Raw genomic sequence first — 24,833 nt, forward strand, 5'->3', positions numbered from 1 at the left:
GGTCAGCGCGCCAGCGCGGCGTTGAGCAGCTCGGCCAGGTGCGCGCCCCCGCGGCGCAGCTGCGCTTCCGCGATCGGCGTCCACTGGACGAAGTAGTCCCGGTCGAGCTTCGGCGTTGATGGGTAGAAGCCCGGCTGCAGCACGATGGCGCAGGCATCCTCGGCCCATTCGCCGGCGGCGGGCGGCAGGGGCGTGCGCTGCATCGGCACCACCAGCGGCATACTTTGCAGGCGCTCGAGGTAGCGGTCGTCGGAGAGGCGCTGGGCAAACAGCATCCGGCCATCCCATACCGCGTGCAGGTTGGTGCCGAAGCCGGCATCGTTGACCTGGGTATCGTTGCCGCCGCGGTCGCGGGCGTAGCCGCCATGCAGCGGCTGGTGCACGTCGCCGGTGAAATGCACGACGAACTTCAGCGCGTCGCGTCGCGCGGCCAGTGATTGGCGGCGGTCGGCGAGGATCGCAGTCTGGCGGCGGATCGCTTCGACCACGCAGTCGTCGCCGCGGCAGTCACGCGCCGCCTGGTAGCGGCAGCCGTGTTCGCCGATGTTGACGAAGTGCCAGCGCGCGGTGCGCTTGAACAACGGCGGATCGGTGTCGCGCAGGTCGTCGGCCCAGTTGGCGATGCCGGCCAGCGTGGGATCGGGTTCGCCGGCCAGCAGCTTCGCCACTTCGGCACGGGCGGCGGGGGTGAGTTCGGCATCGGCCAGTCGCGCGACCAGCCGGTGGCCCTGCGCACCCCAGCCGAACGCGGGCAGCGCGACCAGCGCGAGCAGCAGCACGAAGCCACATCGCGCACGGAACAGGAATGAAGAAAGGGCCATGCGGCAAGGATAGCCGGCATGGCCCTTCGGGCGTTGCGTCGCGTGGATCAGAACTTCATCACGTAGGCCGCGCCGTAGACCATCGGGTCGATGTTCACGGTGCCGAGCTTGGCGCCGTTGAGGGTGGCGTCGGTGTCGATGTCGATCTTGCGGGCGTCGATGCGGATCGCGCCGTTGCCGACCTTGAAGTCGATGCCGGCATGCAGGGCCGCGCCCCAGCTGTTGTCCAGCGACAGCTTGGTGCCGGCCAGCGGGCCGGTGGTGTCCTCGCCGAAGAACCAGGTGTAGTTCACGCCGGCGCCGACGAAGGGCTTGATCTTGGCGTCGGGCGCGCCGAAGTGGTACTGCAGGCTGAGCGTCGGCGGCAGGTGCTTGGTGGAACCGCCGTTGACCTTGCCCGCCGGGCCGGCGATGGCGATGTCGTGCTGGAAGGGCAGGGCCGCGATGAGTTCGATGCCGAGGTTGTCGGCGATGAAGTATTCGCCGGTGACGGTCGGGCGCACGCTGTCGCCCACTTCGATGCGGGCGCCGCCGCCGAGGTCGGCGTTGTGGGACTTGGGCGCGACGTTGTGGACGCCGAAGCCGACGGTGAAGTCGCCCTTCGACTGCGCCATGGCCGGGGTGGCCGCGAACAGGGCAACGGCGGCGGCGATGGGCGCGATCTTGCGGATCATGGTGGATCTCCTTGCATGTTGGGTTGGCTTGCGGAGCGCATGCTGCGCCCGTCCGCCCAACGACCGTTTGAGGGAAGTCAAAAAACGCAGGTCGGCGTGCCCAAGCCCCGCCATCGCCCCGGAATACCCCGCAAAACCGGCCCCGCCGCCGCGATTGGTAGAATGGGCGTTCTTTCCACGCCTCATTCCACAGGAGCACGGCACATGGCCATCAAGGTCGGCATCAACGGGTTCGGTCGCATCGGCCGCAATGTCTTCCGCTCGGCAGTCGAGAACTTCGGCGACGAGATCGAGATCGTCGGCATCAACGACCTGCTGGAGCCGGATTACCTGGCCTACATGCTCAAGTACGACTCCGTGCACGGCCGCTTCGATGGCGATGTGTCGGTGGACGGCAACAACCTGATCGTCAACGGCAAGACCATCCGCCTGACCCAGGAACGCGACCCGGCCAACCTGAAGTGGGACGAGGTGGGCGCCGAAGTCGTCATCGAATCCACCGGCCTGTTCCTGACCCAGGACACCTGCCAGAAGCATCTGGATGCCGGCGCCAAGAAGGTGATCATGTCGGCCCCGGCCAAGGACGCGACGCCGATGTTCGTGCACAAGGTCAACTGCGGCAGCTACGCCGGCCAGGCGATCATCTCCAACGCGTCCTGCACCACCAACTGCCTGGCGCCGATCGCCAAGGTGCTGAACGACAAGTGGGGCATCAAGCGCGGCCTGATGACCACCGTGCACGCCGCCACCGCCACCCAGAAGACCGTGGACGGCCCGAGCAACAAGGACTGGCGCGGTGGTCGCGGCATCCTGGAGAACATCATCCCGTCGTCCACCGGCGCGGCCAAGGCGGTCGGCGTGGTGCTGCCGGAACTCAACGGCAAGCTGACCGGCATGAGCTTCCGCGTGCCGACGTCCGATGTCTCGGTGGTCGACCTGACGGTCGAGCTTGAGAAGCCCGCCACCTACAAGGAAATCTGCGCGGAAATGAAGGCGCAGAGCGAGGGCGCGATGAAGGGCGTGCTGGGCTACACCGAGGACAAGGTGGTCGCCACCGATTTCCGCGGCGACGCGCGCACCTCCATCTTCGATGCCGAAGCCGGCATCCAGCTCGACGACACCTTCGTCAAGCTGGTCAGCTGGTACGACAACGAATGGGGTTACAGCAACAAGTGCCTCGAGATGGTCAAGGTGGTCGCGGCGAAGTAAGCCGAAGCTGCATCGCGATACTGGAAGCCCCGCCTTGTGCGGGGCTTCTTCGTTGTGGAATGCGCGATGTCGTCCTCGCCGGTTAGAGTGGCGCGAACCACAAGGATGTCGGGTATGGAAGGTTTGATGTTACTGGCGTTGCTGTTGCTCGCGATCCCGGTGCTGCTGATCGTGGCGCTGGTATCCATCAGCGGCCTGAAGCGGCGCGTCGGCGATCTGGAAGCGCAGGTGTCGCGGTTGTCGATGCCGGCGGCGGGTGTACGCGGGGAAGCGGCGGCGCCGCGTTCGCCGGCAGCGTCTTCGTCGGTCGCATCGCCCGTGCGGAGCGCGCCGATGGCGGAAGCGCCGCCGTCCGTCTCCGTGCCTTCATCGTCCGTACCTGCGCCTATGCCGGTCGTGGCGCCTCCGGGCCCGTCTGCTTCGACGACTCCGCCGCCCGCCACCGATGGCTCGGTGGAAGTGCCGGCGCCGTGGCAGGCCGCGCCGCCATCACCACGTTCCGCACCCCCGCCATTGCCGCCGCGCCCGGATCTGGGCGAAACCGTTTCGCGCTGGGTGCGCCGCTGGTTCACCACCGGCAACGTGCCGGTGAAGGTGGGCATGCTGGTGTTGCTGGCCGGCGTGGCCGCATTGCTGAAGTACGCGAGCGACCAGGGCTGGCTGCGCCTGCCCATCGAGCTGCGGTTGCTGGGCGTGTCCGCTGCCGCGCTGGGTGCATTGGTGTTCGGCTGGAAGCAGCGCATTGCCAAACCCGCGTTCGCACTTGCATTGCAGGGCGGGGCCATCGGCATCCTGCTGCTGGTGGTCTTTGCCGCGGCGAAGATGTACGGCCTCATCCCCATCGGCATGGCCTTCGCGTTGAGCGTGGTGCTGGTCGCCGGCCTGGGCGTGCTGGCGGTGAAGCAGGATTCGCGCACGCTGGCGGTGCTGGGCGTGCTGGCGGGCTTCATGGCGCCGATCTGGCTGTCCGATGGCAGCGGCAACCATGTCGCGCTGTTCGGTTATTACGCGCTGCTCAACCTCGCCATCTTCGGTGTGGCCTGGGTCAAGCCGTGGCGCGTGCTGATCCTGTTGGGCTTCGTTTTCACCTTCGGCATCGGCGTGGCCTGGGGCGTGCTGAAGTACCGGCCCGAACTCTACGGAAGCACCCAGCCGTTCCTGCTGCTGTTCTTCCTGATCTATCTCGCCATCCCGATCCTGCACGCCCGCAAGCGCGTGCCGCGCCAGCGCGATCCGATCGATGGCTGCCTGCTCTTTGGCCTGCCGCTGGTGGCGTTCTCGCTGCAGGCGGCGTTGATGCCGCACCAGCCACTGAACCTCGCCCTGTGCGCGGTGGCGCTGGCCGCGCTGTACGCCGGACTGGCGGCATGGTTGCGCGGAAAGCCGCAGTACAAGGCCATTTTCGAAGCGCATGCGGTGCTGGCTGTCGGCTTCGCCACGCTGGCGACTCCATTGGCGTTCTCCGCCCGCACGACCTCCGCCGTCTTCGCGCTGGAAGGCGCGGCGCTGGTCTGGTTCGGTCTGCGGCAGCAGCGCCGCGTGCCGTTGTGGACCGGCATGGCGCTGCAGCTGGTGGCGGGCATGGTCTTCATCGGCAGCCAGGTGGGGGCGCACTGCTTCGGTACCGACATCCCGCTGTTGAACGCGCGCTTCCTCGCCATGGCGCTGTTGGCGCTGGGCGGCTTTGCCAGCGCGTGGTCGTTGTGGCGTGCGCGCCGCGGCGAACTCGCCACCATGCTCTATCTCTGGGGCCTGCTGTGGTGGTGCGCGGCGGCGATGCTGGAGATCGACCGCTTCGCGCGCGACGGCACGCAATGGCACCTGGTTCTGGCCTTTGTCGCGTTCACCGGCTGGTTGGCGGCGGAGGCGTGGCGATACTGGCGCGGCCAGGTCCTCGCGCTTACCTCGGCGTTTGCGCTTGCAGCGGCGGCGCCGCTGGCGATGATCCAGGCCGCCGAACTGGGCCAGCCGTTCGCGGGCGGGGGTACGTTGGCATGGGCGGCGTATGCCGTGCTGGGCATGCGCACGCTGATGTGCCTGCGCGAAGACGAAGGTCGCATCGGCGAGTGGGCGCAATCGGTGTGGTGGATGGTGTGGCCGCTGGTGGCATCACTGCTGTTGAACCATCTCGCCGGCCGCGCCGATCTCGCCTACGGCTGGCGCTACGCCGCATGGCTGTTGCCGTGGGTGGGCGCGTGGTCCCTGGCGCAGTTCCGCCCGAACTGGGTGGCGCACCCGCTGGGCGAACGCTTCGCGCATCGCCTGCCCACGCTGGTCGCTGCCTATGCGCTGATCGGCGGCATCGGTTTCGCACTCGGCCTGACCATGCCCGGTTCGCCCGCGCCGTTGCCGTGGCTGCCGCTGCTCAATCCGCAGGAGTTGATGCAACTCGCCGTCCTTGCACTCGCGCTGATTGGGTTGCGCCAGCGCGATGACCAGCGCGTCCTGTTGCGTCGTTTCGGCGTGGTGGCCGGCGTCATCGCGCTCGCCTTCATCACCGCGATGACTATGCGCGGCGTGCATTTCTGGGGTGGCGTGGAATGGGGTCCGGGCATGTTCGGCACCAGCCTCGCGCAGATGGCGTTGACCGTGGTCTGGAGCGTGCTGGGCGTGGTCGGCTGGATCGTCGGTTCGCGGCGCGGGCATCGCGGCCTGTGGCTGGCCGGTGCGCTGCTGATGGGCGTGGGTGCTGGCCAAACTGGTGCTGGTGGACCGCCAACATCTCGGCAACCTGTTGGGCATCGGTTCGTTCATCGCCTACGGCCTGCTGTGCACGGTGGTGGGCTACATCGCGCCGGCCCCGCCGAAGGAAAAGGATGTGGAGGAGGTCGCTTCGTGAAAATGCATCGCTGGTTGTTGCTGCCGGTCTGCGCGTTGATGCTGGGTGCAGCCGATTACGCGCGCGAATGGCCGTTGGCGTTGGGTTCGCCGGATGCCGGCGCCTATCGCATCACGCTGGACGAAGCGGTGTATCGCGCCGCGACCGATGCCGCCCTGCGCGATGTGGATGTGGTGGATGCGAACGGCCAGCCGGTCCCGGCCATGCTGTTTGCAGCCGACGCGCCGGCTGCGCAACCCGGCGTCCGCATCGCGCTGCCGTGGTTCCCGTTGCCGGGCAGTGATGCCTTGCCGAACAGTGCGCTGCGCGTGGCCAGCGAACGCTCCACCGATGGGCGCGTGCTGAAGGTCGAAGTGCGCGAAGGCATAGGCAACGCCGCGCAACCCGCTTCGAACTGGCTGCTGGATGCGAGCGCGGTGTCCGGCCTGCGTGCCATCGAGCTGCGGTTCGCGCCGGGGGCGGATTTCGAAAGCACGGTCCGTGTCGAAGGCAGTGACGACCTGCAGCAATGGCGCACCCTCAACGCCGGCACGAATGTGCTTCGGCTCACGCGGGATGGCCGGCAGTTGTCGCAGACACGCATCGTGCTGGATGACAGCACGCGCTACCTGCGGCTGGTGCCGGCACAACTCGGTCTCCCCGCATTGGAAGGCGCGCAGGGCGAGACGAAAGACCAGGCGGCTGCCATCGACCGCCAGTGGATCGTGCTGGATGCGGCGCGCGTGTCGCCGGATGGCAAGCAGTTCGAATTCGATGTCGCAGGCCGTTTCGCCTTCGACCAGGCGGACATCGCGCTGCCCGGGAACGCCGCCGGCAGCTGGCGTCTGGACAGCCGCGATGCATCGGGGGATGCGCCGTGGCGCGGCCAGGCCGGGCCGTGGACGCTGTTCAAGCTCGGCGAAAGCGAACGTTCCGCGCCGCAGATGCTGCAGTCCGGTTCGCGTGATCGCCATTGGCGGCTGACCCGCAATACGGCGACCGGCACGCAACCTCAGCTCAAACTGGGCTGGCAGCCGGAAGTGCTGGTTTTCGTCGCCAGCGGCACGCCGCCGTACCGGCTGGTGGCGGGCAGCGTGCGCTCAAAACGCGTCGATGCCCCCATCGACGACCTGCTGGCGCAGATGCGCGTACGGCGGGGTGCCGATTGGCAACCCGCAGAAGCCCGCCTCGCCGGGGCGGAGCAGGCGGGCAATCCCGAGGCCCTGCAACCCAGGCCGCAGCCGCGTGACTGGAAACACGTCGCGCTGTGGGCCCTGCTGGTGCTGGCCGCGATGGTGGTGGGCTTCTTCGCGCTCTCGCTGCTACGCGCCCAACCGCCCGTTGACGGTGGTCAAGGCAGCTGAACCCCGCCACGGCGACAATGGCGGAATGGGAACCTCGTCCGTCGAACTGGTCCGCGAAGACATCGAACGCCTGATCGATGCCTTCTACGACCGCGTGCAGGCCGACCCGATCCTCGGGCCGGTGTTCAACCCCGCCGTCCACGACTGGCCGGCGCACAAGGCCACGCTGGTGCAGTTCTGGTCATCGATCATGCTCGGCACCCGCGAATACCGCGGCAACCCGATGGCCGCCCACACGCCGCATCCCATCGTCGATGCGCACTTCGGTCACTGGCTGGCGCTGTGGCGCGACACCGCCCACCAGGTGCTGACGCCCGAGCAGGCTGAGGCTTTCTACGAGCGCGCCCAGCGCATCGCCCAGAGCCTGCGTTACGGCCTGGGGCTGGACCGCAGCCGGCCGCTGATGATGCATCCCGGCCACTGAGCCGGCGCGTTGAGCCGCCGGTTTGAACCGGCCCGCCGCGCGGCGGACAATAGGCGTTTCCTCTCACGCATCGGAGCGCCCGCGCATGTCCATCACCCGCATGACCGACCTCGACCTCGCCGGCAAGCGCGTCCTGATCCGGCAGGACCTGAACGTACCGGTCGATGGCGGCCGCGTGACCTCCGACCAGCGCATCACCGCGTCCATCCCCACGCTGCAGGCGGCGCTCGATGCCGGCGCCGCGGTCATGGTGATGTCGCATCTGGGCCGCCCGAAGGAAGGCGAGTGGAGCGAGGCCGATTCGCTCGCGCCGGTGGCCCGGCGCCTGTCCGAGCTGATGGGCCGCGACGTGCCGCTGGTGAAGGACTGGGTCGATGGCGTCGATGTCGCCCCGGGCCAGCTGGTGCTGCTGGAGAACTGCCGCATGAACGTCGGCGAGGGCAAGGACGACGAGGCGCTGTCGAAGAAGTACGCCGCACTGGCCGATGTCTTCGTGATGGATGCCTTCGGCACCGCGCATCGCGCGCAGGCCTCGACGCACGGCGTCATCCGCCAGGCGAAGCAGGCGGCCGGCGGCCCGCTGCTGATGGCCGAGCTCGACGCGCTGGCCAAGGCGCTCGACAACCCGGCGCGCCCGCTGCTGGCCATCGTCGCCGGCAGCAAGGTCAGCACCAAGCTCGAGCTGCTGTCGTCGCTGGTCGGCAAGGTGGACCAGCTGATCGTCGGTGGCGGCATCGCCAACACCTTCATCGCGGCGATGGGCCACGGCGTCGGCAAGTCGCTGAGCGAGCCCGACCTCATCGACACCGCGAAGAAGATCATGGCCGATGCGAAGGCGCGTGGTGCCGACATCCCGCTGCCGCTCGACGTGGTGGTGGCGCCGGCATTCGCCGCGGATGCGCCGGCCACGGTGAAGAAGGTCGATGAAGTCGGCGCCGACGACATGATCCTCGACATCGGGCCGGAGACTGCCAAGCAGTACGCCGCGATGATCGCCAAGGCCGGCACCGTGGTCTGGAACGGACCGGTCGGCGTGTTCGAATTCGATGCCTTCGGCGAAGGCACCAAGGCGCTGGCGAAAGCGATCGCCGCCTCGCCCGCGTTCTCCATCGCCGGCGGCGGCGACACGCTGGCCGCGGTCGACAAGTACGGCATCGAGAACGAGGTGTCGTACATCTCCACCGGCGGCGGCGCCTTCCTCGAATTCCTGGAAGGCAAGCAGCTGCCCGCGGTCGCCGCGCTGGAAACGCGCGCCGGCTGATGCTGTTTTTCGACCTGGACGGCACGCTGATCGATTCCTCGGTCGGCGTGACCCGCTGCATCGCTTACTCGCTGGAACGCATGGGCCATGCGGGCCTGCCGCAGGCCGAGCTGCTGGGCTGGATCGGGCCGGCGCTGCGGGTCAGCTACGCCACCTTGTTCGATGATCCCGCCGACATCGCGCGGGCGGAGGCGCTCTACCACGAGCGTTTCGACCGCGAAGGCATCCCCGAATTCGCCGTGTATCCGGGCATCCCCGAAGCGCTTCAGGCCCTGCACGCGCGCGGCGAACGGATGGCCGTGGTCACCGCGAAGAACGAGCCGCAGGCCCGCCGCATCATCGAATCACTGCCGTTCGGCCAGCTGTTCGAAGACGTGATCGGCGCATCGGCGGAGGGCCATCGCAGCCACAAACCCGAACTCATCGCCGAGGCGCTGCACCGCTTCGGCATCGCCGCCCGCCACTGCAGCATGACCGGCGACCGCCACATGGACATGGAGGGCGCGCATCACCACGGCATGCGCGCGGTCGGCGTGCTGTGGGGCTTCGGCGGTGCGGAGGAATTGCGCGAGGCGGGTGCGGATGCCCTGGTCGCGCATCCGCGCGAATGGCTGCAGGCGTGGTCGGTGGACAGCGCCGCCGGTCATTGATGGCGCGTGTTGTCCGTGTGCTAGCGTTCGGGCAAAGGAGTTCCATCGATGACCGGACACCGCCGCCGCACCCGCATCCTCGCCACGCTTGGTCCCGCGACTGACGCGCCCGGTGTCCTCGACGCGCTGATCGCCGCCGGCGTGGATTGCGTGCGGCTCAACTTCTCGCATGGCGATCCGGCCGCGCAGGTGCAGCGCGCGCACGACCTGCGCGAAGCGGCGATGCGGGCCGGCCGCGAGATCGGCATCCTCGCCGACCTGCCGGGCCCGAAGATCCGCGTCGAGCGTTTCGCCCAAGGCAAGGTGGCGCTGAAGGCGGGCGAACGCTTCGACCTGGTCGCGCGCGAGCACCCGGAACCCGGCACCGCGTCGGAGGTGGGTGTGAGCTACCTCGGGCTGCCGGGTGACGTCGCGCCCGGCGACGTGCTGCTGCTGGACGACGGCATGGTGCAGCTGCGCGTGGACAGGGTGGAAGGCGAGCGCATCGTCAGCACCGTGCTCAACGATTCGGTGCTGTCCGACCGCAAGGGGCTCAACAAGCAGGGTGGCGGGCTGTCGCTGGGCGCGATCACCGAGCGCGACCGCGAGCTGATCCGCATCGCCGCGCAGATCGGCGTCGATTTCATCGCGGTGTCGTTCTGCCGCACCGCCGACGACATGCACGAGGCCCGCCGCATCGCCCGCGAGGCCGGTTCCGCCGCCGCGCTGGTGTCCAAGATCGAGCGCGCCGAGGCCATCGAGAACCTGGCCGAGATCGTCGAGGCCAGCGACGTGGTGATGGTGGCGCGCGGCGACCTGGGCGTGGAGATCGGCGATGCCGCGCTGCCCGGCCTGCAGAAAAAGATCATCAAGGAGTCGATCGAGCGCAACAAGCTGGTGATCACGGCGACGCAGATGCTGCAGTCGATGGTGGATTCGCCGATGCCGACCCGCGCCGAGGTGCTGGATGTCGCCAATGCGGTCATCGACGGCACCGACGCGGTGATGCTCTCGCAGGAAACCGCCGCCGGCCGCTACCCGGTGCTGGCCGTGGAGGCGATGGCGCGCATCTGCGTGGGCGCCGAAGCCACCTTCGACCGCGACCACGACTACGAGCAGGCCCAGCGCGACCTGCAACGCGCCGACCACGCCATCGCCATGGCCACGATGTTCCTGACCGAGCATGTCGGGCTGGCCGCCATCCTCGCCATGACCGAATCCGGCGGCACCGCGCGCTACCTGTCGCGCTTCCGCTCGCCGGTGCCGATCTACGCCTTCACCCGCCATGCCGACGCCCGCCGGCGCATGAGCCTGATGCGCGATGTCTTCCCCATCGATTTCGACAGCCGCGGCCTGGCCGCGCGCGATGCGGCGGTGAGCTCGGTGCGCCGGCTGTATGAGCAGGGCGCGCTGGCGACCGGCGACCGCGTCGTTTTCACCAGTGGCGACACCATGGAGCAGCATGGCGCCACCAATACCCTCCGCCTGCTGGAAGTGGGCGAGGGCGGCGCGGCCCGCGGGCTGGGCGAGCTCTAGCGGCGCGCCGGCCCCCGATCGGGCTCCCGGGCATTTTCGCCCGGTATAATCGCGGCTTTACCCGAAACCCTAGGAAGCCGCCATGAGCATCGAACAGCTTGCCGAAACCGCCCGCGCGATGGTCGCCCCGGGCAAGGGCATCATCGCCATCGACGAGTCCGCCTCCACCTGCCAGAAGCGCTTCGACGGCGTCGGCATCGACTGCACCGAGGAGAACCGCCGCGCCTACCGCGAGCTGCTGCTGACCACGCCCAAGGCCAACGAATACCTGGCCGGCGCGATCCTGTTCGACGAGACCCTGCGCCAGTCGACCCGGGACGGCGTGCCGTTCGCCAAGTACATGGCCGACAACGGCATGATCCCGGGCATCAAGGTCGACAAGGGCACGCACCCGCTGGCCGGCTTCCCGGGCGAGGTGGTCACCGAAGGCCTGGACGGCCTGCGTGAGCGCCTGAAGGAGTACTACAAGCTCGGTGCCCGTTTCGCCAAGTGGCGCGCGGTCATCACCATCGGCGAAGACATGCCGTCGGGCAGCTGCATCGAGGCCAACAGCCACGCGCTGGCCCGTTACGCCGCGCTCTGCCAGGAGCAGGGCCTGGTGCCGATGGTCGAGCCGGAAGTGCTGATGGACGGCGACCACGACATCGAGACCTGCTACGAAGTCACCGAAGTCACCCTGCGCTCGCTGTTCGACGCGCTCTACCAGCAGAACGTCATGCTGGAAGGCACCATCCTCAAGGCCTCGATGGTCGTCCCCGGCAAGAACTGCCCGGAGCAGGCCAGCGTCGAGGAAGTGGCCGAAGCCACCCTGATGTGCCTCAAGTCGACCGTGCCGGCCATCCTGCCGGGCATCGTGTTCCTGTCGGGCGGCCAGAGCGACGAGGCCGCCACCGCGCACCTCGACGCGATGAACCGCATGGGCCCGAACCCGTGGCCGCTCAGCTTCTCCTACGGCCGCGCCATGCAGCAGGCCGCGCTGAAGCTGTGGTCGCAGGACATGACCGGCAACTGGGCCCAGGCGCAGGACACCGTCTACGCCCGCGCCAAGGCCAACGGTCTGGCCGCGCTGGGCAAGTGGGAAGGTTGATGCCGACCCGCTGATGCCTTCGCGGGGATCAGCCTGCATCGACGGAAACGCCGGCCTTGTGCCGGCGTTTTTGTTGGGCGATGCGCAGGGGGATGGCGGGCCGGTAACGCCCCGGGCGCCGATCGGTTGACCGCCTCCCGCCATGCCCGATGGCATACGGCGTGTTGATGCCTGCTGGCTACAATCACGTTTTCCCCATGTTTCCACGGCCCATGCGCTTGAGTTCCCCCACGCAGGCCTTCGCCTGCCTGTTGCTTGCCGCTTCACTCACCGTGCTGCCCGGTTGCCGGGGCGGCAATGACGAAGCCGCGAAGAAAGGCGGCGACCGCGACCGCCCGGTGCCGGTCGGCATCGAGACCGTGCGCCAGCAGCCGTGGCAGGACACGGTGCAGGCGCTCGGTACGGTGCGTGCGCGGGAATCGGTGGATGTCACCGCCAAGGTCAGCGAGAGCGTGCAGCGCGTCCACTTCGAGAGCGGGCAGGAGGTCGGGCGCGGCGCGGTGCTGGTCACCCTGACCGGGCAGCAGCAACTGGCTGCCTTGCGCGCCGCCGAAGCCAGTGCCGCCGAAGCCGAACAGCTCTACCAGCGGCAGGCCCAGCTGGCCGCGCAGCAGTTGATCGCGCGCGCCTCGCTCGACAGCCAGCGCGCCACCCGCGACGCCGCCCGCGCGCAGGTCGCGCAGGTCCGCGCCAACCTCTCCGACCGGCAGATCCGCGCGCCGTTCGCCGGCGTGCTCGGCATCCGCCAGGTCAGCCCGGGCGCGCTGGTCACGCCGGGTACGGTCATCGCCACGCTGGACGACATCGCCCGCGTGTACGTGGACTTCCCGCTGCCGGAAGGCGCGCTCGCCGGTGCCGGGACCGGCCAGGCGGTGAGTGCGACCACCGCCGCATGGCCGGGCCGCAGCTTCGACGGCACCGTGTCCACCGTGTCCGCGCGCGTGGACGAGGGCAGCCGCGCCGCCACCGTGCGCGCCGACTTCCCCAATCCCGACCGTGCGCTCAAGCCCGGCATGTTGATGGAGGTGCGGCTGGCGCGTGGCGAAGCCCCGGCGCTGGTGGTGCCGGAAATCGCCGTGCAGCAGGTCGGCAGCGAGACCTTCGTGTGGCGGGTGAACGGCGACGGCAGCGTCGAGAAGGCGAATGTCGAAGTCGGCGGCCGCATCCCCGGCCAGGTCATGGTGTCGAAGGGCCTGGCCGCCGGTGATCGCGTGGTGACCGAAGGCGTCGGCAAGGTCAAGGCCGGCGCGAAGGTGGTCGAAGCCGGCGCGCCGCCGAAGCAGGCATCGGGCGGATGAAGATCTCCGACCTGTCGATCCGCCGGCCGGTGCTGGCGGTGGTGATGAGCCTGCTGCTGGTCGTGCTCGGCGTGATGGCCTTCACCCGGTTGACGCTGCGCGAACTGCCGGCCATCGACCCGCCCATCGTCTCGGTGCAGGTGAGCTATCCGGGCGCGTCGGCCAGCGTGGTCGAGACCCGGATCACCCAGACGCTGGAGGACGCGCTGTCCGGCATCGAGGGCATCAACACCATTGAGTCGCGCAGCCGCAACGGCAGCTCCGACATCAGCATCGAATTCCTGCCCACGCGCGACATCGAGGCCGCCGCCAACGACATCCGCAACGCGGTCAGCCGCGTCGCCGACCGCATGCCGGAAGAGGCCGACCCGCCGGAGATCAGCAAGGTCGAGAGCGACTCGGACCCGATCCTCTGGCTCAACCTGCGCTCCAGCAAGATGGACATGCTGCAGCTCACCGACTACGCGCAGCGTTACCTGGTCGACCGCCTGTCCAGCCTGGAAGGCGTGGCGCAGGTGCGGCTGGGCGGTGGCCAGCGCTATGCGATGCGCGTGTGGCTGGATGGCGACGCGATGGCCGCGCGCGGCCTGACCGCCGCCGACATCGAAACCGCGCTGCGCAACGAGAACGTGGAACTGGGCGCGGGCCGCATCGAGTCGAAGGACCGCGACTTCATCCTGCGCGTGGCCCGCGACTACACCAGCGATGCGGCGTTCGCGGCGATGCCGGTCGGGCGCGGCAGCGACGGCTACGTGGTGCGGCTGGGCGATGTGGCGAAGGTGAAGCTGGAATCCGCCGAACGCCGCTCGTACTACCACAGCAATGGCGAACCGGCGATGGGCCTGGGCATCGTCAAGACCTCCACCGCCAACAGCCTCGATGTAGCCCGCGAAGCCAAGGCCGAGGCCGAACGCATCCAGAAAACCCTGCCCGAGGGCACCGAGATCTACGTCGCCTTCGACAGCACCACCTTCATCGACACCGCCGTCGAGCGCGTCTACGCCACCCTGCTGGAAGCGGTTGCGCTGGTGCTCATCGTCATCTGGCTGTTCCTGGGCAGCGTGCGTGCGGCGCTGATCCCGGCAGTCACGGTGCCGGTCTGCCTGATCGCCTCGTTCACCGCGCTGTGGGCGTTCGGTTTCACCATCAACCTGCTCACGTTGCTGGCGTTGGTGCTGTGTATCGGGCTGGTGGTCGATGACGCGATCGTGGTGGTGGAGAACATCCAGCGCCGCGTCGACCTGGGCGAACCGGCGCTGGTCGCCGCACGCCGTGGCACCGCGCAGGTGGCGTTCGCGGTGCTGGCGACGACGGCGGTGCTGATCGCGGTGTTCCTGCCGGTCGGCTTCCTGCAGGGCAATACCGGCCGCCTGTTCCGCGAGCTGTCGGTGGCGCTGGCCGCGGCGGTGGCGATTTCCGCCTTCGTCGCGCTCACGCTCACGCCGATGATGGCGTCGAAGCTGCTCAAGCCGCATGCCGGGCCGCACGCGGTGAAAGAGAATCGCGTCAGCGCCTGGCTCAACGCGCGCTTCGACAAGGTGGCGGTGGGCTACGGGAAGACGCTCGATCGCCACGTGCATCGCGTCGGTTTCTTCGGTGCGGCGATGGTGGTCTGCCTGCTCGCGATGGTGGCGCTGTTCAAGCTGCTGCCCAGCGAACTGGCCCCGGCTGAGGATCGCGGCTCGTTCCAGCTGACGATGGAAGGACCGGAAGGCGCCGGCTTCGACTACACCGTGGCGCAGATGCAGAAGGTGGAGAAGATCCTCGGCGGCGAGATCGGCGAGGGCAAGCCGATCGTGCGCGCCAATCCGCGCGTGCCCGGCAGCTTCGGTGCCAGCGAGGAAATGCACACCGGCCGCGCCAGCATCTTCCTGCAGGACTGGCACGAACGCAGCCAGTCCACCGCCGAAGTGGCCGAGGCCCTGCAGAAGAAGTTCTCCGGGCTCAACGGCGTGCGCGTGCGCACGCAGGTGGGTGGCGGCCTGGTGCGCACGCGCGGCCAGCCGTTCCAGATGGTGCTGGGTGGACCGGACTACGCCGAACTCGCCCAGTGGCGCGACATCCTGCTGGCCAAGATGGATGAGAACCCCGGCCTGACCGGCGCGGATTCCGACTACAAGGAAACCCGGCCGCAGATGCGCGTGCTGATCGACAAGGCGCGTGCGGCGGATCTCGGCGTCACCGCGACAGCCATCGGTCGCGCGCTGGAGACGATGATGGGCGGCCGCCGCGTCACCACCTTCGTCGACAACGGCGAGGAATACGACGTGATGCTGCAGGCCGGCCGCGACGCGCGCGCTTCCATCGCCGACCTCGATGCGCTGCAGGTGCGTGGCCGCGACGGTACGCTGATCCCGCTCGGCAACCTGGTCACGCTGAAGGAAATCGCCGAGCCGGCCAGCTTCAACCGCTTCAACCGCCTGCGCTCCATCACGTTGTCCGCCGGTCTTGCGCCGGGCTATCGACTGGGCGATGCCGTGGCCTGGGCGCAGGACACCGCCCGCGCCGAACTGCCCGACCACGCACAGATCAGCTGGAAGGGCGAGTCGCGCGAACTGCAGCAGTCCGGTGGCGAAGTGCTGCTGACCTTCGCGATGGCGCTGCTGATCGTCTATCTGGCCTTGGCCGCGCAGTTCGAAAGCTTCCTGCACCCGCTGGTGATCATGCTCACCGTGCCGCTGGGTGTGCTCGGCGCGTTGATCGGCCTGTGGATCAGCGGCGGCACGCTCAACCTGTTCTCGCAGATCGGCATCGTGATGCTGGTCGGGCTGGCGGCGAAGAACGGCATCCTGATCGTCGAATTCGCCAACCAGTTGCGCGATGCCGGCCGCAGCGTCCACGAAGCCATCGTCGAAGCCGCGTCGGTGCGCCTGCGCCCGATCCTGATGACCTCCATCGCCACCATCATGGGCGCGGTGCCGCTGGTGCTGGCCGGCGGCCCGGGCTCGGCCAGCCGCGGCACCATCGGCATCGTGGTGATCTTCGGGCTCGCCTTCTCCACCTTCCTGTCGCTGTTCGTGGTGCCGGCGTTCTACGCGCTGCTGGCGCCGCGCACGAAGTCGCCGGAAGCGCTCTCGCGCCGGCTGGAAGAACTCGAAGCCGACACCCCGCAGGCCGGAGGCCACGCATGAGCCGTTCACCGTGGCAGGGCACGCGCTGGAAACCGGAAGCGCCGGAAGCCGCACCATCCACACCCACGCGCGACCCGCGCGAACTCCGCATCTACGGCGTGAACGCGGTGCAGGCGCTGTTCGCACGCCGGCCGGAAGCGCTGCGCAAGCTCTATCTGGCCGAAGCACGCATGCCGCAGTTGAAGGCGATGCTGAAGTGGTGCGCCGCGAACCGCGTCGGCTATCGCGTGGTGGCCGAGGACGACCTGCGCAAGCTCGCCGCCAGCGCGCACCACGAAGGCGTGGTCGCCGATGTGCAGCGCGAGCCGCCGCAATCGCTGGCCGAGTGGCTGGCCGCCCTGCCCGAAGGCCCGTGCTGCGCGTTGTGGCTGGATGGCGTGGGCAACCCGCACAACCTGGGCGCGATCCTGCGCAGCGCCGCGCACTTCGGCGTGGCCGGCCTGCTGCTGCCTTCCAGCAGCGACCTGCAGCTGTCGGGTGCCGCCGCGCGCGTGGCGGAAGGTGGCGCGGAGTCGGTGCCGTTCGTGCGGATGGGCGATGCGGCTTCGGACATCGACGCGCTGCATCGCGCCGGTTTCACTTTGGCCGCGACGCTGGTCTCCGGCGGCGACGACCTCTTCGCCACGCCGATGCCGCAGCGCCTCGTCTATGTGATGGGCGCGGAACAGAGCGGCATGGATCGCGGATTCGCCGCGCGCTGCGACCTTCGGCTGTCGATCCCCGGCAGCGGCGCGGTGGAAAGCCTCAACGTGGCGAGCGCGACCGCCGTGCTGCTGGCGCAGTGGGCCTCGCGCGCCCGCGCCTGAGCCGCGATTACTTCTTCGCTTCCGCCGGCTTGGGCGCGCTGCCGAATCCGCCATCGGCATTCGCCACCATCCATGTCCACGCGGTGTAGGCGGCCACGTTCTGGCGCAGCGATTTCGGATCGACCTTGTCCAGCGTGTCGTCCGGCGTGTGGTGCAGGTCGAAGTAGTGCTCGCCTTCGCGGCCGAGATAGCCGGCGGCCACGCCCATCGCCTCGAGCAGCTCCATCTCGGATTCGGCGCCGCCCTTGTGCGGCGTGTACTGGATGCCGAGCGGCGCGAGCACGTCGGCCACCTGCTGCATCGCCGGGTCGGCATCGGCATGCCACTGGCCGCCGAGCGTTTCGATCAGGCCGACGCCGGAATCGCTCTCGGCGACGATGGCATGCGAAGCGACATCATTCTTCATCGACTCCGCATACACGCGGCCGCCCGCGTAACCCTGTTCCTCGTTGGCGAAGGCGATCACCCGGATCGTGCGCGCGGGGCGCAGGCCGGCCTTCTTGATCAGCGCGCCGGTGGCCATGGTGGTGGCGATGCCGATGCCGTCATCCACCGCGCCGGTGCCGAGATCCCACGAATCGAGATGGGCGGCGATGGCGACGATCTCCTTAGGCCGGCTGCGCCCGGTGATCTCGCCGATCACGTTCTGCGAGGTGTAGCTGCCGTTGAAGCCGCAGTCCAGCGCGAGGTGCAGCGTGGTCGGGCCGCGCTTGGCGAGGCGCGCGAGCTGGTCGGCATCGGGGTTGGCCAGCGCCGCCGAAGGTACCGCGCCCTGCACGGTGGGCGAAAGCGCCATGCCGGTATGCGGGTTGCGATGCCAGTCGGTGCCGGCCGAGCGCATCACGAAGGCCGACGCGCCGGTGCGGATCGCCTCGCGCGGGCCGTCGCGGCGGATCCGCGAGCCCACGCCGTAATTCGCCATCACCACATCGACGAACAGGATCTTGCCCTTCAGCGAGCCGTCCGCCATGGCCTTCAGCGCGTCCATGGAATCGAAGCGCACCACCTCGGCTTCGACCGTGCCGCCCGGGCTGCCGCCGAGCGCGGTCACCGCCAGCGCCTGCGAATGCGGGCCGACGACGCGCGCCGATTCACTTCGACGGATCCACAGCGGAAACGTCGCGTCCTGCGTCCACACGCGGTCATAGCCGAGCGCCTTGAACTTCGCCTTCGCCCAAGCCACGCCGCGCGCGTCGTGCTCGGTGCCGGGCATGCGGTGGCCGACTTCGGTGGTCAGCGATTCCAGCACCTGCCAGCCGGTGTCGTCCTGCATCGCGGTGTCGCGGAGTTGCGTCGCCTGTTTCACCGCGGTCTGCGGGATGCGGGTTTCGCGCGCCTGCACCGTGGAGGGCAGGGCGAGGGCAAGAGCGAGCATCGGCACGGCGAGGCGCATCGGCAGCTTCCAGAAACGACGAAGCCGCGAGCATAACGCGCGCGGCTCCGGCGGCCTTGACGCCCCACTTCCGGATGGAAGCGCAGCGATGGCGGGCGATTACTTCTTCAGCGAATCGCGGATGTCGCGCAGCAGCAGCACTTCCTCGGCCGGGCCGGCTTCTTCCGCCGGCTTGCGCATGCGGTTGTAGGCCTTGAGGAACAGGAAGATGACGAAGGCGATCAGGATGAAATCGATCACCGTCTGGATGAACGCGCCGTAGCGGATCGCGACTTCGGCGGCGATCTCCTTGCCGTCCGCGCCGATCTGCGCGGGCGAGACCACGTGCTTCCAGTCGCTGACGCTGACGCCGCCGGTCATCGCGCCGATCGCCGGCATGACGATGCCGTCCACCAGCGCTGTGACGATCTTGCCGAAGGCCGCGCCGATGACCACGCCGACCGCCAGGTCGACCACGTTGCCCTTGGCGATGAACTCCTTGAACTCGCTGATGATGCCCATGTCGTGCCTCTCTTTGATTGTTGTTCTGGACGATGCCGAGACATGCGCGACGGGCCGAGATTACCCGCTCCAAGCGCCTTCGACTATCGCCCCTTCGAGCCGGGCGCCGGTGCCGTCCAGCGTGGCTTCGAAGCGGTCGCCCACCTGCAGCGGCGCGACGCCGGCCGGCGTGCCCATGTAGATGAGGTCGCCAGCCTTCAGCGCATACAGCCGGGACAACTCGATGAGGATGTCCGGCACGTCCCAGATCAGGTCGGCGAAGCGGCCCTGCTGGCGCAGTCCGCCGTTGATGCGCAGCGACAGGCCGAGCGCGTCGATGTCGCCGGTCGCGTCCTTCGCCCACAGGTCGCCGGCGACGGCGCAGGCATCGAAACTCTTGCCGGTGTCCCAGGGCAGGCCCTTGGCTTTGGCGGCGCCCTGCAGGTCGCGGCGGGTCAGGTCCAGCCCCACGCCGTAGCCGAGCACCAGCGCGGCGGCGGCATCGCGCGTGAGCACGCCGGCCGGTGCATCGCGGCCGAGCGCGACGACCAGTTCGACTTCGTGCTGCAGGTCGGCGGTGCCCGGCGGATAGGGGACGACGCCATCGGCGACCAGCGCATCGGCGGGCTTGAGGAAGAAGATCGGCGTGCCGCGTTCGGCCTTCGACGCGGGCGCGGAGGCGCCCATCTCGCGGGCATGGTCGGCGAAGTTGCGACCCACGCAGTAGATGCGGCGGACCGGGAAGCCTGCATCGTCCATCCCCTCGATGCCGCGCACGGCGAGGCGCACGGGCGGGCGTGCGGGCACCAGGTCGGTCATGCGTCGGAACTCAGTGGGCGTGTGGCAACGCGCCGTGGCGCGCGTGGCGGAATTCGCCTTCGATCACCCGCGCACCGGCGGCCTGCGGGCGGCCGCGCTGGCGCAGGAGACGCCAGATGCCGGCACCGAGCAGCATCAACGCACCGACTGCGATGCCGACCACCAGCAGGACCAGCAGCAGGGCCACGCCGAGTAACGCGACCAGCACCCGCGTCAGCGGATGGCGCGGACGGCGCGCGGCGAAGCGTGCCTGCAGGCGGGTGATCTGCGGATGGTGCAGCCAGTGTGCGAACATCGAAGGCTCCGGGGCCCGGTCAATCGGGCAGCCAGTATCCGGCCCGAGGCGGCCGCAGATGTAAGGAGCCCGTTAAACCATGACGCCCATCAGGTTGGAGATGATCGAGGACGGCGGCCTGGCGGAAACCGAGATGGCGGTCGAAGGCGCGCCGGAGTCGGTCATCCTGCATCGCAGCGGCAACGAGGTCCGCGCCTGGCTCAACGTCTGCCCGCATGCCGGGCGCCGGCTGGACTGGGCGCCGGGACAATTCCTGAAAAACCGCGACGGCCAGCTGATCTGCGCCGTGCATGGCGCGTGCTTCGAATTGCCGGGCGGCGAATGCGTGGGTGGGCCGTGTCGCGGCCAGTCGCTGCGTGCGGTCGCCGTGCAGGTGCGCGATGGCCTGGTGGAGCCGGTCGAAGGCGCCTGAGGCACCGGCCCCGCTTCACCAGAGCAGATTCACCATCAACACGATCAGCGCCGTGTAGAGCGCCGACAGCGGCAGGCCGATGCGCCACAGGTCGCGCGCGCTGTAATTGCCGGGGCCGACCACCATCGAGATCACCGGATTGGTCGCGGTCATGAAATTGTTGGACGCCGACAGCGCCACGATCAGCGCGAACACCATCGGGTTGCCGTTCGCGGCCAGCGCCAGGTTGATCGCCAGCGGCACCATCATGATGGTCGCGCCGACATGGCTGACCACCAGCGAGAACGACACCGTCAGCACCGCCAGCGCGACTTCGATCAGCCACAGCGGCGTACCCGTCGGAATCTGGTCGATGGTGTGGCCGGCCACCCACGCGGCGGCGCCGGAGGAATCCATCGCCCAGCCCAGCGGGATCAGGCAGGCCATGAGGAAGACGGTCTTCCAGTTGATCGAGGCATAGGCCTCGTCCATGTTGATCACGCCGGCCAGCAGCATGCCGGCCACGCCGGTCATCAGCGCGATCGGCACCGGGATGCGCGACGACAGCGCGATCAGCATCGTCACCGCGAAGATGCCCATCGCGATCTTGAACTTGTGCGGGCGCTGCTCGCCCTTGGGATAGTCGGTGACGACGACGAAATCCTTCTTCGCGCCCGCATCGCCCAGGCTGCGCCAGAAGCTGTGCAGCACCAGCATGTCGCCGGCGCGGAGCGGCAGCTTGCGCGCATCGTCGCGGATCACTTCCTTGTCGCGGTTCACCGCCAGCAGGCTCAGCCGGTACTTCTTGCGCAGTTGCAGTTCGCTGGCGGTCTTGCCGATGAAGCGCGAGTTGGGCGGGATGACGGCTTCGGCGATGCCCGCGCGGCTCGGGTTGAACAGCTCGGCGAACTGCCGCAGCCGTGAATTCATCCGCAAAAAGTTGGCCTGCGAAAACTGCGCGATGGCCTCCTGCTGGCCCATCACGCCGAGCACGTCGCCGACCCAGATGCGCTGGTCGGCCGAAGGCGCGAGGCGGGCTTCCTCGCTCGACTTCAACGCCAGCACCATCGGCGCGCCCGGCAGGATCTCGGCTTCGCCCAGCGTCATGCCGACCAGCGGACTGTCCGCGCCCACGGTGAGTTCGTAAACCTCGCCCTCGATGCCATAGGCCTGCGCGAAATAGCTCTGGGTACGCGCCGGGGTGACGCCGCCGTCATCGTCATGGCTCAGCAGGCGGTCGCCGCGCCAGCGGAAATACACCAGCGACAGCGCCACCAGCGCCAGGCCGATCGGCAGCGGCGCGAACATCTTCAGCGGCTTCAGCGACACCGCGCCGGAAGGCAGGTTGGCGTTGGCCGAGACCAGCAGGTCGTTGAGCAGGATCAGCGGCGAATTGCCGACCATGGTCAGCGCGCCGCCCATGATGATTGCCGCGGCGATCGGCAGCAGCATCCGCGACAGCGCCACGCCGGTACGCGCGGACAGGCGCGAGGCGACCGGCAGGTACAGCGCCATCACCGACGGGTTCTGCATCAGCGAGGAATTCAGGCCCGCCATCGCCGAGGTGTAGAGCAGCAGGCGACGCTCGCTGCCGTCGGCGCGGCGCAGCAGCCAGCCGGCCAGCCGGTTCAGCGCGCCGGTGCGTTCCAGCCCCGCGCCCAGGATCATGGTGGCGATGATGCTGATCACCGCGTTGCCGGCGAACCCGCCGAACAGGTCTTCCGGCGCCACCAGCCCGGTCAGGCCCAGCAGCACCAGCACCACCAGCGCGACCAGGTCGGGGCGCAGGCGGTCGAACAGGAACAGCCCCATCGTCAGCGCCACCAGCCCGAGGACGAGCTTCATGTCGGTGGTGAGGGTGAGGGCGGTATCCATCGCGGGGGCGGTCGGGGCGGTGCGGGCAGCTTAGCCCGCGGGCGTGTCCACGCGGTCGTAGAGCAGGTCCCAGACACCGTGGCCCAGCCGCTGCCCGCGTGTCTCGAAGTGCGTCTGCGGCCGCCACGGCGGGCGCGGCACCTGTCCGCGCGGCCCGGCGCGGTTGACGATGCCCGGCGTCGCGTCCAGCACGTCCCACATCTGATCGGCGTAGTTTTCCCAGTCCGTGGCCAGATGCAGCCGGCCATCGGGCGAGAGCTTGCGCACCAGCAGCGCGGCGAACGCCGGGTTCACCAGCCGGCGCTTGTTGTGGCGCTTCTTGTGCCAGGGGTCGGGGAAGTAGATGCGGATTTCGTCCAGGCTGCCGTCGGCGACTTCGTTTTCCAGCACCTCGACCGCATCGTGGTGGTACAGGCGCACGTTCGCGGCGTTGTCCGCATCGAGCGCGTTGAGCAGGCGGCCGACGCCCGGCGCATGCACTTCGATGCCGATGTGGTCGCGTTCCGGGTCCAGACCGGCCGAATAACGCAGCGCCTCGCCGTTGCCGAAGCCGATTTCGAGGATGCGCCTGGCCGCACGCCCAAAGGCCGCATCGAAATCACGCGGCGCACCGGCGTAGTCGATGCCGAAGCGCGGCCACAGCGCATCGAAGGCGCGCTGCTGCGCGGGGGTGAAGCGACCCTGCCGCAGCACGAAGCTCCGCACGCGGCGGCGGCCTTCCTCCAGGGTGAACGGCTTCGGCGGCGCCTTGGCACCGTCGCTGGAAAACGGGTCGGTCACGCGATCAGGCCATCGACCGGCGACGACGCGCTGGCGTAGCGCTTGCGCGGGATGCGCCCGGCGAGGAACGCCTCGCGGCCGGCTTCCACCGCCAGCTTCATCGCATGCGCCATCCGCACCGGCTCGCGCGCGCCGGCGATGGCGGTGTTCATCAACACGCCGTCGCAGCCGAGTTCCATGGCGATCGCCGCATCGCTGGCGGTGCCGACGCCGGCATCGACGATGATCGGCACCTTGGCGTTCTCGACGATCTCCAGCAGGTTGTAGCGGTTCTGCACGCCCAGCCCGGAACCGATCGGCGCGGCCAGCGGCATCACCGCCACGCAGCCGATCTCCTCCAGCCGCTTGCACAGGATCGGGTCGTCGCTGGTGTAGACCATGACATCGAACCCGTCCTTCACCAGCGTCTCGGCGGCGGCCAGCGTGGCGACGGCATCGGGGTAGAGCGTCTTCTGGTCGCCCAGCACTTCCAGCTTGACCAGCCTGTGGCCGTCCAGCAGTTCGCGGGCGAGGCGGCAGGTGCGCACCGCGTCATCGGCGGTGTAGCAGCCGGCGGTGTTGGGCAGCAGGGTGTAGCGGTCGGGCGGCAGCACATCGAGCAGGTTGGGCTCGCCCGGGTTCTGGCCGATGTTGGTGCGGCGGATCGCGACGGTGACGATCTCGGCGGCGGCGGCCTCGGTGGCGGCGCGGGTTTCGTCAAGGTCCCTGAACTTGCCTGTGCCGGTCAACAGGCGCGAACGATAGGACTTGCCGGCGATGACCAGCGGCTTCGGGTCGGGGAAGGTATGCATCCGTGAATTATGGCGCAGGCCCCGCGCCGGCACGAGGCGCTGCTGTCCTGCGACCCATGCAGCCACCTGATCCCGGTGGCTGCATGGGGATGCCCGGGCGTCGCGCCTCAGGCCTGCATGCGGTCCGCGAGGTTGATCAGTCGCTCCTTGGCGACCAGCTTCTCGCGCTTCATCTGCGACAACTGCATATCACCCAGGGGCAGGACGCCGTGTTCGGCATCGGCCACCTTCTTGTCGAGTTCCTGGTGATGGAAATACAGCTGCCGGAACTCGACGCTCTGCTTCATCAGGCTGTCCACTTCGCTCTGGGAACGCTCTTCGAACATGCAATGTCTCCTTCTGCGTGGCGAATGGGGCCGGCGCAGCGGGGCCGATCGCAGGGGATGCGGGCGGGCGGCGGGGAAGCCGCGGCATCAGGGCATCCGGAGCAGACCGGCGGAGGCCGCGTCGGCAGAACCACCATACGCCCGCTTTCGCGCCGGATGCAACGGCCAGAACCGACCGTTCATCGGCGGCTTCGGCCAGCTGTTAGGAAGTCATTACGCGACGCGATCCATGCTGCGGAAATCGCTTCGCGCGCGCTGGAACTGGCCGGTTTTCCGCAGGGTTTCCGTTCGCCCGATTGGCGTGGCAGGGGGACGAAGCCGCATCCCGATCATGTCGTCGATGGAAACCCGCCGGGTGACTCAGCAGCCGCCGAGCGCGTGGACGATTTCGATGACGTCGCCCTCCGCCAGCAGATGCTCCGCGTGGCGCGAACGCGGGACGATCTCGCCGTTGATCTCGACGGCGACGCGGCGGCCGGCCAGGCCTTCGTCGGCGAGCAGCTGGTCGAGCGCGATGGGGTGGGGCAGCGAACGCGGTTCGCCATTGAGCCGGATATCCATGCCGCCATTGTCGGCATTCCGCGCGGCGATGCCAGCGCCGGCCCTGTTGCACTGCGGCTTGTAC

General features: G+C 68.8%; 22 protein-coding genes and 1 pseudogene. 12 read left to right on the forward strand and 11 right to left on the reverse strand.

What is annotated here, in order from left to right:
- Window positions 1–2: 2 nt before the first annotated feature.
- Window positions 3–821, reverse strand: coding sequence for a S1/P1 nuclease (locus DCD74_RS00345; protein ID WP_112925567.1), 819 nt, complete (start codon window positions 819–821; stop codon window positions 3–5).
- A 47-nt stretch (window positions 822–868) separates the two neighbouring features.
- Entirely contained in the window at window positions 869–1,495 is a 627-nt protein-coding gene (locus DCD74_RS00350) for an OmpW/AlkL family protein (RefSeq protein WP_112925568.1), read from the reverse strand.
- 204 nt (window positions 1,496–1,699) lie between these two features.
- Here DCD74_RS00350 and gap point away from each other — a divergent pair, with 204 nt between their 5' ends.
- The 11 genes and pseudogenes from gap to DCD74_RS00405 all read left to right on the forward strand — a co-directional run bounded on the left by gap (window position 1,700) and on the right by DCD74_RS00405 (window position 17,058).
- Window positions 1,700–2,704, forward strand: a complete 1,005-nt coding sequence (gene gap / locus DCD74_RS00355) for a type I glyceraldehyde-3-phosphate dehydrogenase (RefSeq protein WP_112925569.1) — start codon at window positions 1,700–1,702, stop codon at window positions 2,702–2,704.
- 114 nt (window positions 2,705–2,818) lie between these two features.
- Window positions 2,819–5,543: pseudogene (locus DCD74_RS00360) on the forward strand (DUF2339 domain-containing protein).
- A 38-nt stretch (window positions 5,544–5,581) separates the two neighbouring features.
- Window positions 5,582–6,886: a DUF3999 domain-containing protein gene (locus tag DCD74_RS00365; protein WP_237049673.1), complete on the forward strand. Its 1,305-nt coding sequence runs from the start codon at window positions 5,582–5,584 to the stop codon at window positions 6,884–6,886.
- Window positions 6,887–6,911: 25 nt separating this feature from the next.
- Window positions 6,912–7,310 carry a group III truncated hemoglobin gene (locus tag DCD74_RS00370; protein WP_112925571.1) on the forward strand — a complete coding sequence of 133 codons (399 nt, stop codon included), beginning with the start codon at window positions 6,912–6,914 and terminating at the stop codon, window positions 7,308–7,310.
- A gap of 85 nt (window positions 7,311–7,395) precedes the next feature.
- Window positions 7,396–8,571 carry a phosphoglycerate kinase gene (locus DCD74_RS00375; RefSeq protein ID WP_112925572.1) on the forward strand — a complete coding sequence of 392 codons (1,176 nt, stop codon included), beginning with the start codon at window positions 7,396–7,398 and terminating at the stop codon, window positions 8,569–8,571.
- Complete coding sequence (locus tag DCD74_RS00380) at window positions 8,571–9,221, forward strand: HAD hydrolase-like protein (protein WP_112925573.1); 651 nt, start codon at window positions 8,571–8,573, stop codon at window positions 9,219–9,221. Before DCD74_RS00375 ends, DCD74_RS00380 begins: the two co-directional genes overlap by 1 nt.
- A gap of 48 nt (window positions 9,222–9,269) precedes the next feature.
- On the forward strand, window positions 9,270–10,736 hold the full coding sequence (pyk, locus tag DCD74_RS00385) for a pyruvate kinase (protein ID WP_112925574.1): 1,467 nt from the start codon (window positions 9,270–9,272) through the stop codon (window positions 10,734–10,736).
- Between the two features lie 82 nt (window positions 10,737–10,818).
- Complete coding sequence (locus tag DCD74_RS00390; RefSeq protein WP_112925575.1) at window positions 10,819–11,823, forward strand: class I fructose-bisphosphate aldolase; 1,005 nt, start codon at window positions 10,819–10,821, stop codon at window positions 11,821–11,823.
- A 212-nt stretch (window positions 11,824–12,035) separates the two neighbouring features.
- Window positions 12,036–13,121 carry an efflux RND transporter periplasmic adaptor subunit gene (locus tag DCD74_RS00395; RefSeq protein WP_112925576.1) on the forward strand — a complete coding sequence of 362 codons (1,086 nt, stop codon included), beginning with the start codon at window positions 12,036–12,038 and terminating at the stop codon, window positions 13,119–13,121.
- Window positions 13,118–16,252: an efflux RND transporter permease subunit gene (locus DCD74_RS00400; protein ID WP_112925577.1), complete on the forward strand. Its 3,135-nt coding sequence runs from the start codon at window positions 13,118–13,120 to the stop codon at window positions 16,250–16,252. Before DCD74_RS00395 ends, DCD74_RS00400 begins: the two co-directional genes overlap by 4 nt.
- On the forward strand, window positions 16,249–17,058 hold the full coding sequence (locus DCD74_RS00405) for a TrmH family RNA methyltransferase (protein WP_112925578.1): 810 nt from the start codon (window positions 16,249–16,251) through the stop codon (window positions 17,056–17,058). The genes DCD74_RS00400 and DCD74_RS00405 overlap by 4 nt, the downstream gene beginning before the upstream one ends.
- A gap of 7 nt (window positions 17,059–17,065) precedes the next feature.
- Here the strand turns inward: DCD74_RS00405 and DCD74_RS00410 are convergent, their stop codons facing one another.
- From DCD74_RS00410 to DCD74_RS00425, 4 genes are all read right to left on the reverse strand, one after another.
- On the reverse strand, window positions 17,066–18,451 hold the full coding sequence (locus DCD74_RS00410) for a M20/M25/M40 family metallo-hydrolase (protein ID WP_112925579.1): 1,386 nt from the start codon (window positions 18,449–18,451) through the stop codon (window positions 17,066–17,068).
- A 99-nt stretch (window positions 18,452–18,550) separates the two neighbouring features.
- Window positions 18,551–18,952, reverse strand: coding sequence for a large-conductance mechanosensitive channel protein MscL (mscL, locus tag DCD74_RS00415; protein ID WP_112925580.1), 402 nt, complete (start codon window positions 18,950–18,952; stop codon window positions 18,551–18,553).
- 60 nt (window positions 18,953–19,012) lie between these two features.
- On the reverse strand, window positions 19,013–19,750 hold the full coding sequence (locus DCD74_RS00420; protein ID WP_112925581.1) for a fumarylacetoacetate hydrolase family protein: 738 nt from the start codon (window positions 19,748–19,750) through the stop codon (window positions 19,013–19,015).
- A 10-nt stretch (window positions 19,751–19,760) separates the two neighbouring features.
- A complete protein-coding gene (locus tag DCD74_RS00425; RefSeq protein ID WP_112925582.1) occupies window positions 19,761–20,045 on the reverse strand; it encodes a hypothetical protein in 285 nt (94 codons plus the stop codon).
- Between the two features lie 79 nt (window positions 20,046–20,124).
- Here DCD74_RS00425 and DCD74_RS00430 point away from each other — a divergent pair, with 79 nt between their 5' ends.
- Complete coding sequence (locus DCD74_RS00430; RefSeq protein ID WP_112925583.1) at window positions 20,125–20,457, forward strand: Rieske (2Fe-2S) protein; 333 nt, start codon at window positions 20,125–20,127, stop codon at window positions 20,455–20,457.
- 15 nt (window positions 20,458–20,472) lie between these two features.
- Here DCD74_RS00430 and DCD74_RS00435 read toward each other — a convergent pair whose 3' ends face one another.
- The 5 genes from DCD74_RS00435 to thiS all read right to left on the reverse strand — a co-directional run bounded on the left by DCD74_RS00435 (window position 20,473) and on the right by thiS (window position 24,769).
- On the reverse strand, window positions 20,473–22,311 hold the full coding sequence (locus tag DCD74_RS00435; protein ID WP_112925584.1) for an SLC13 family permease: 1,839 nt from the start codon (window positions 22,309–22,311) through the stop codon (window positions 20,473–20,475).
- A 30-nt stretch (window positions 22,312–22,341) separates the two neighbouring features.
- A complete protein-coding gene (trmB, locus tag DCD74_RS00440; RefSeq protein WP_112925585.1) occupies window positions 22,342–23,091 on the reverse strand; it encodes a tRNA (guanosine(46)-N7)-methyltransferase TrmB in 750 nt (249 codons plus the stop codon).
- Complete coding sequence (locus DCD74_RS00445; protein WP_112925586.1) at window positions 23,088–23,882, reverse strand: thiazole synthase; 795 nt, start codon at window positions 23,880–23,882, stop codon at window positions 23,088–23,090. The genes trmB and DCD74_RS00445 overlap by 4 nt, the downstream gene beginning before the upstream one ends.
- Before the next feature lie 107 nt (window positions 23,883–23,989).
- Window positions 23,990–24,208, reverse strand: a complete 219-nt coding sequence (locus tag DCD74_RS00450; protein WP_112925587.1) for a YdcH family protein — start codon at window positions 24,206–24,208, stop codon at window positions 23,990–23,992.
- 360 nt (window positions 24,209–24,568) lie between these two features.
- Window positions 24,569–24,769 carry a sulfur carrier protein ThiS gene (thiS, locus tag DCD74_RS00455; protein WP_112925588.1) on the reverse strand — a complete coding sequence of 67 codons (201 nt, stop codon included), beginning with the start codon at window positions 24,767–24,769 and terminating at the stop codon, window positions 24,569–24,571.
- Window positions 24,770–24,833: the final 64 nt, after the last annotated feature.

The organism is Lysobacter oculi, from assembly GCF_003293695.1.
Lineage (GTDB): Bacteria > Pseudomonadota > Gammaproteobacteria > Xanthomonadales > Xanthomonadaceae > Solilutibacter > Solilutibacter oculi.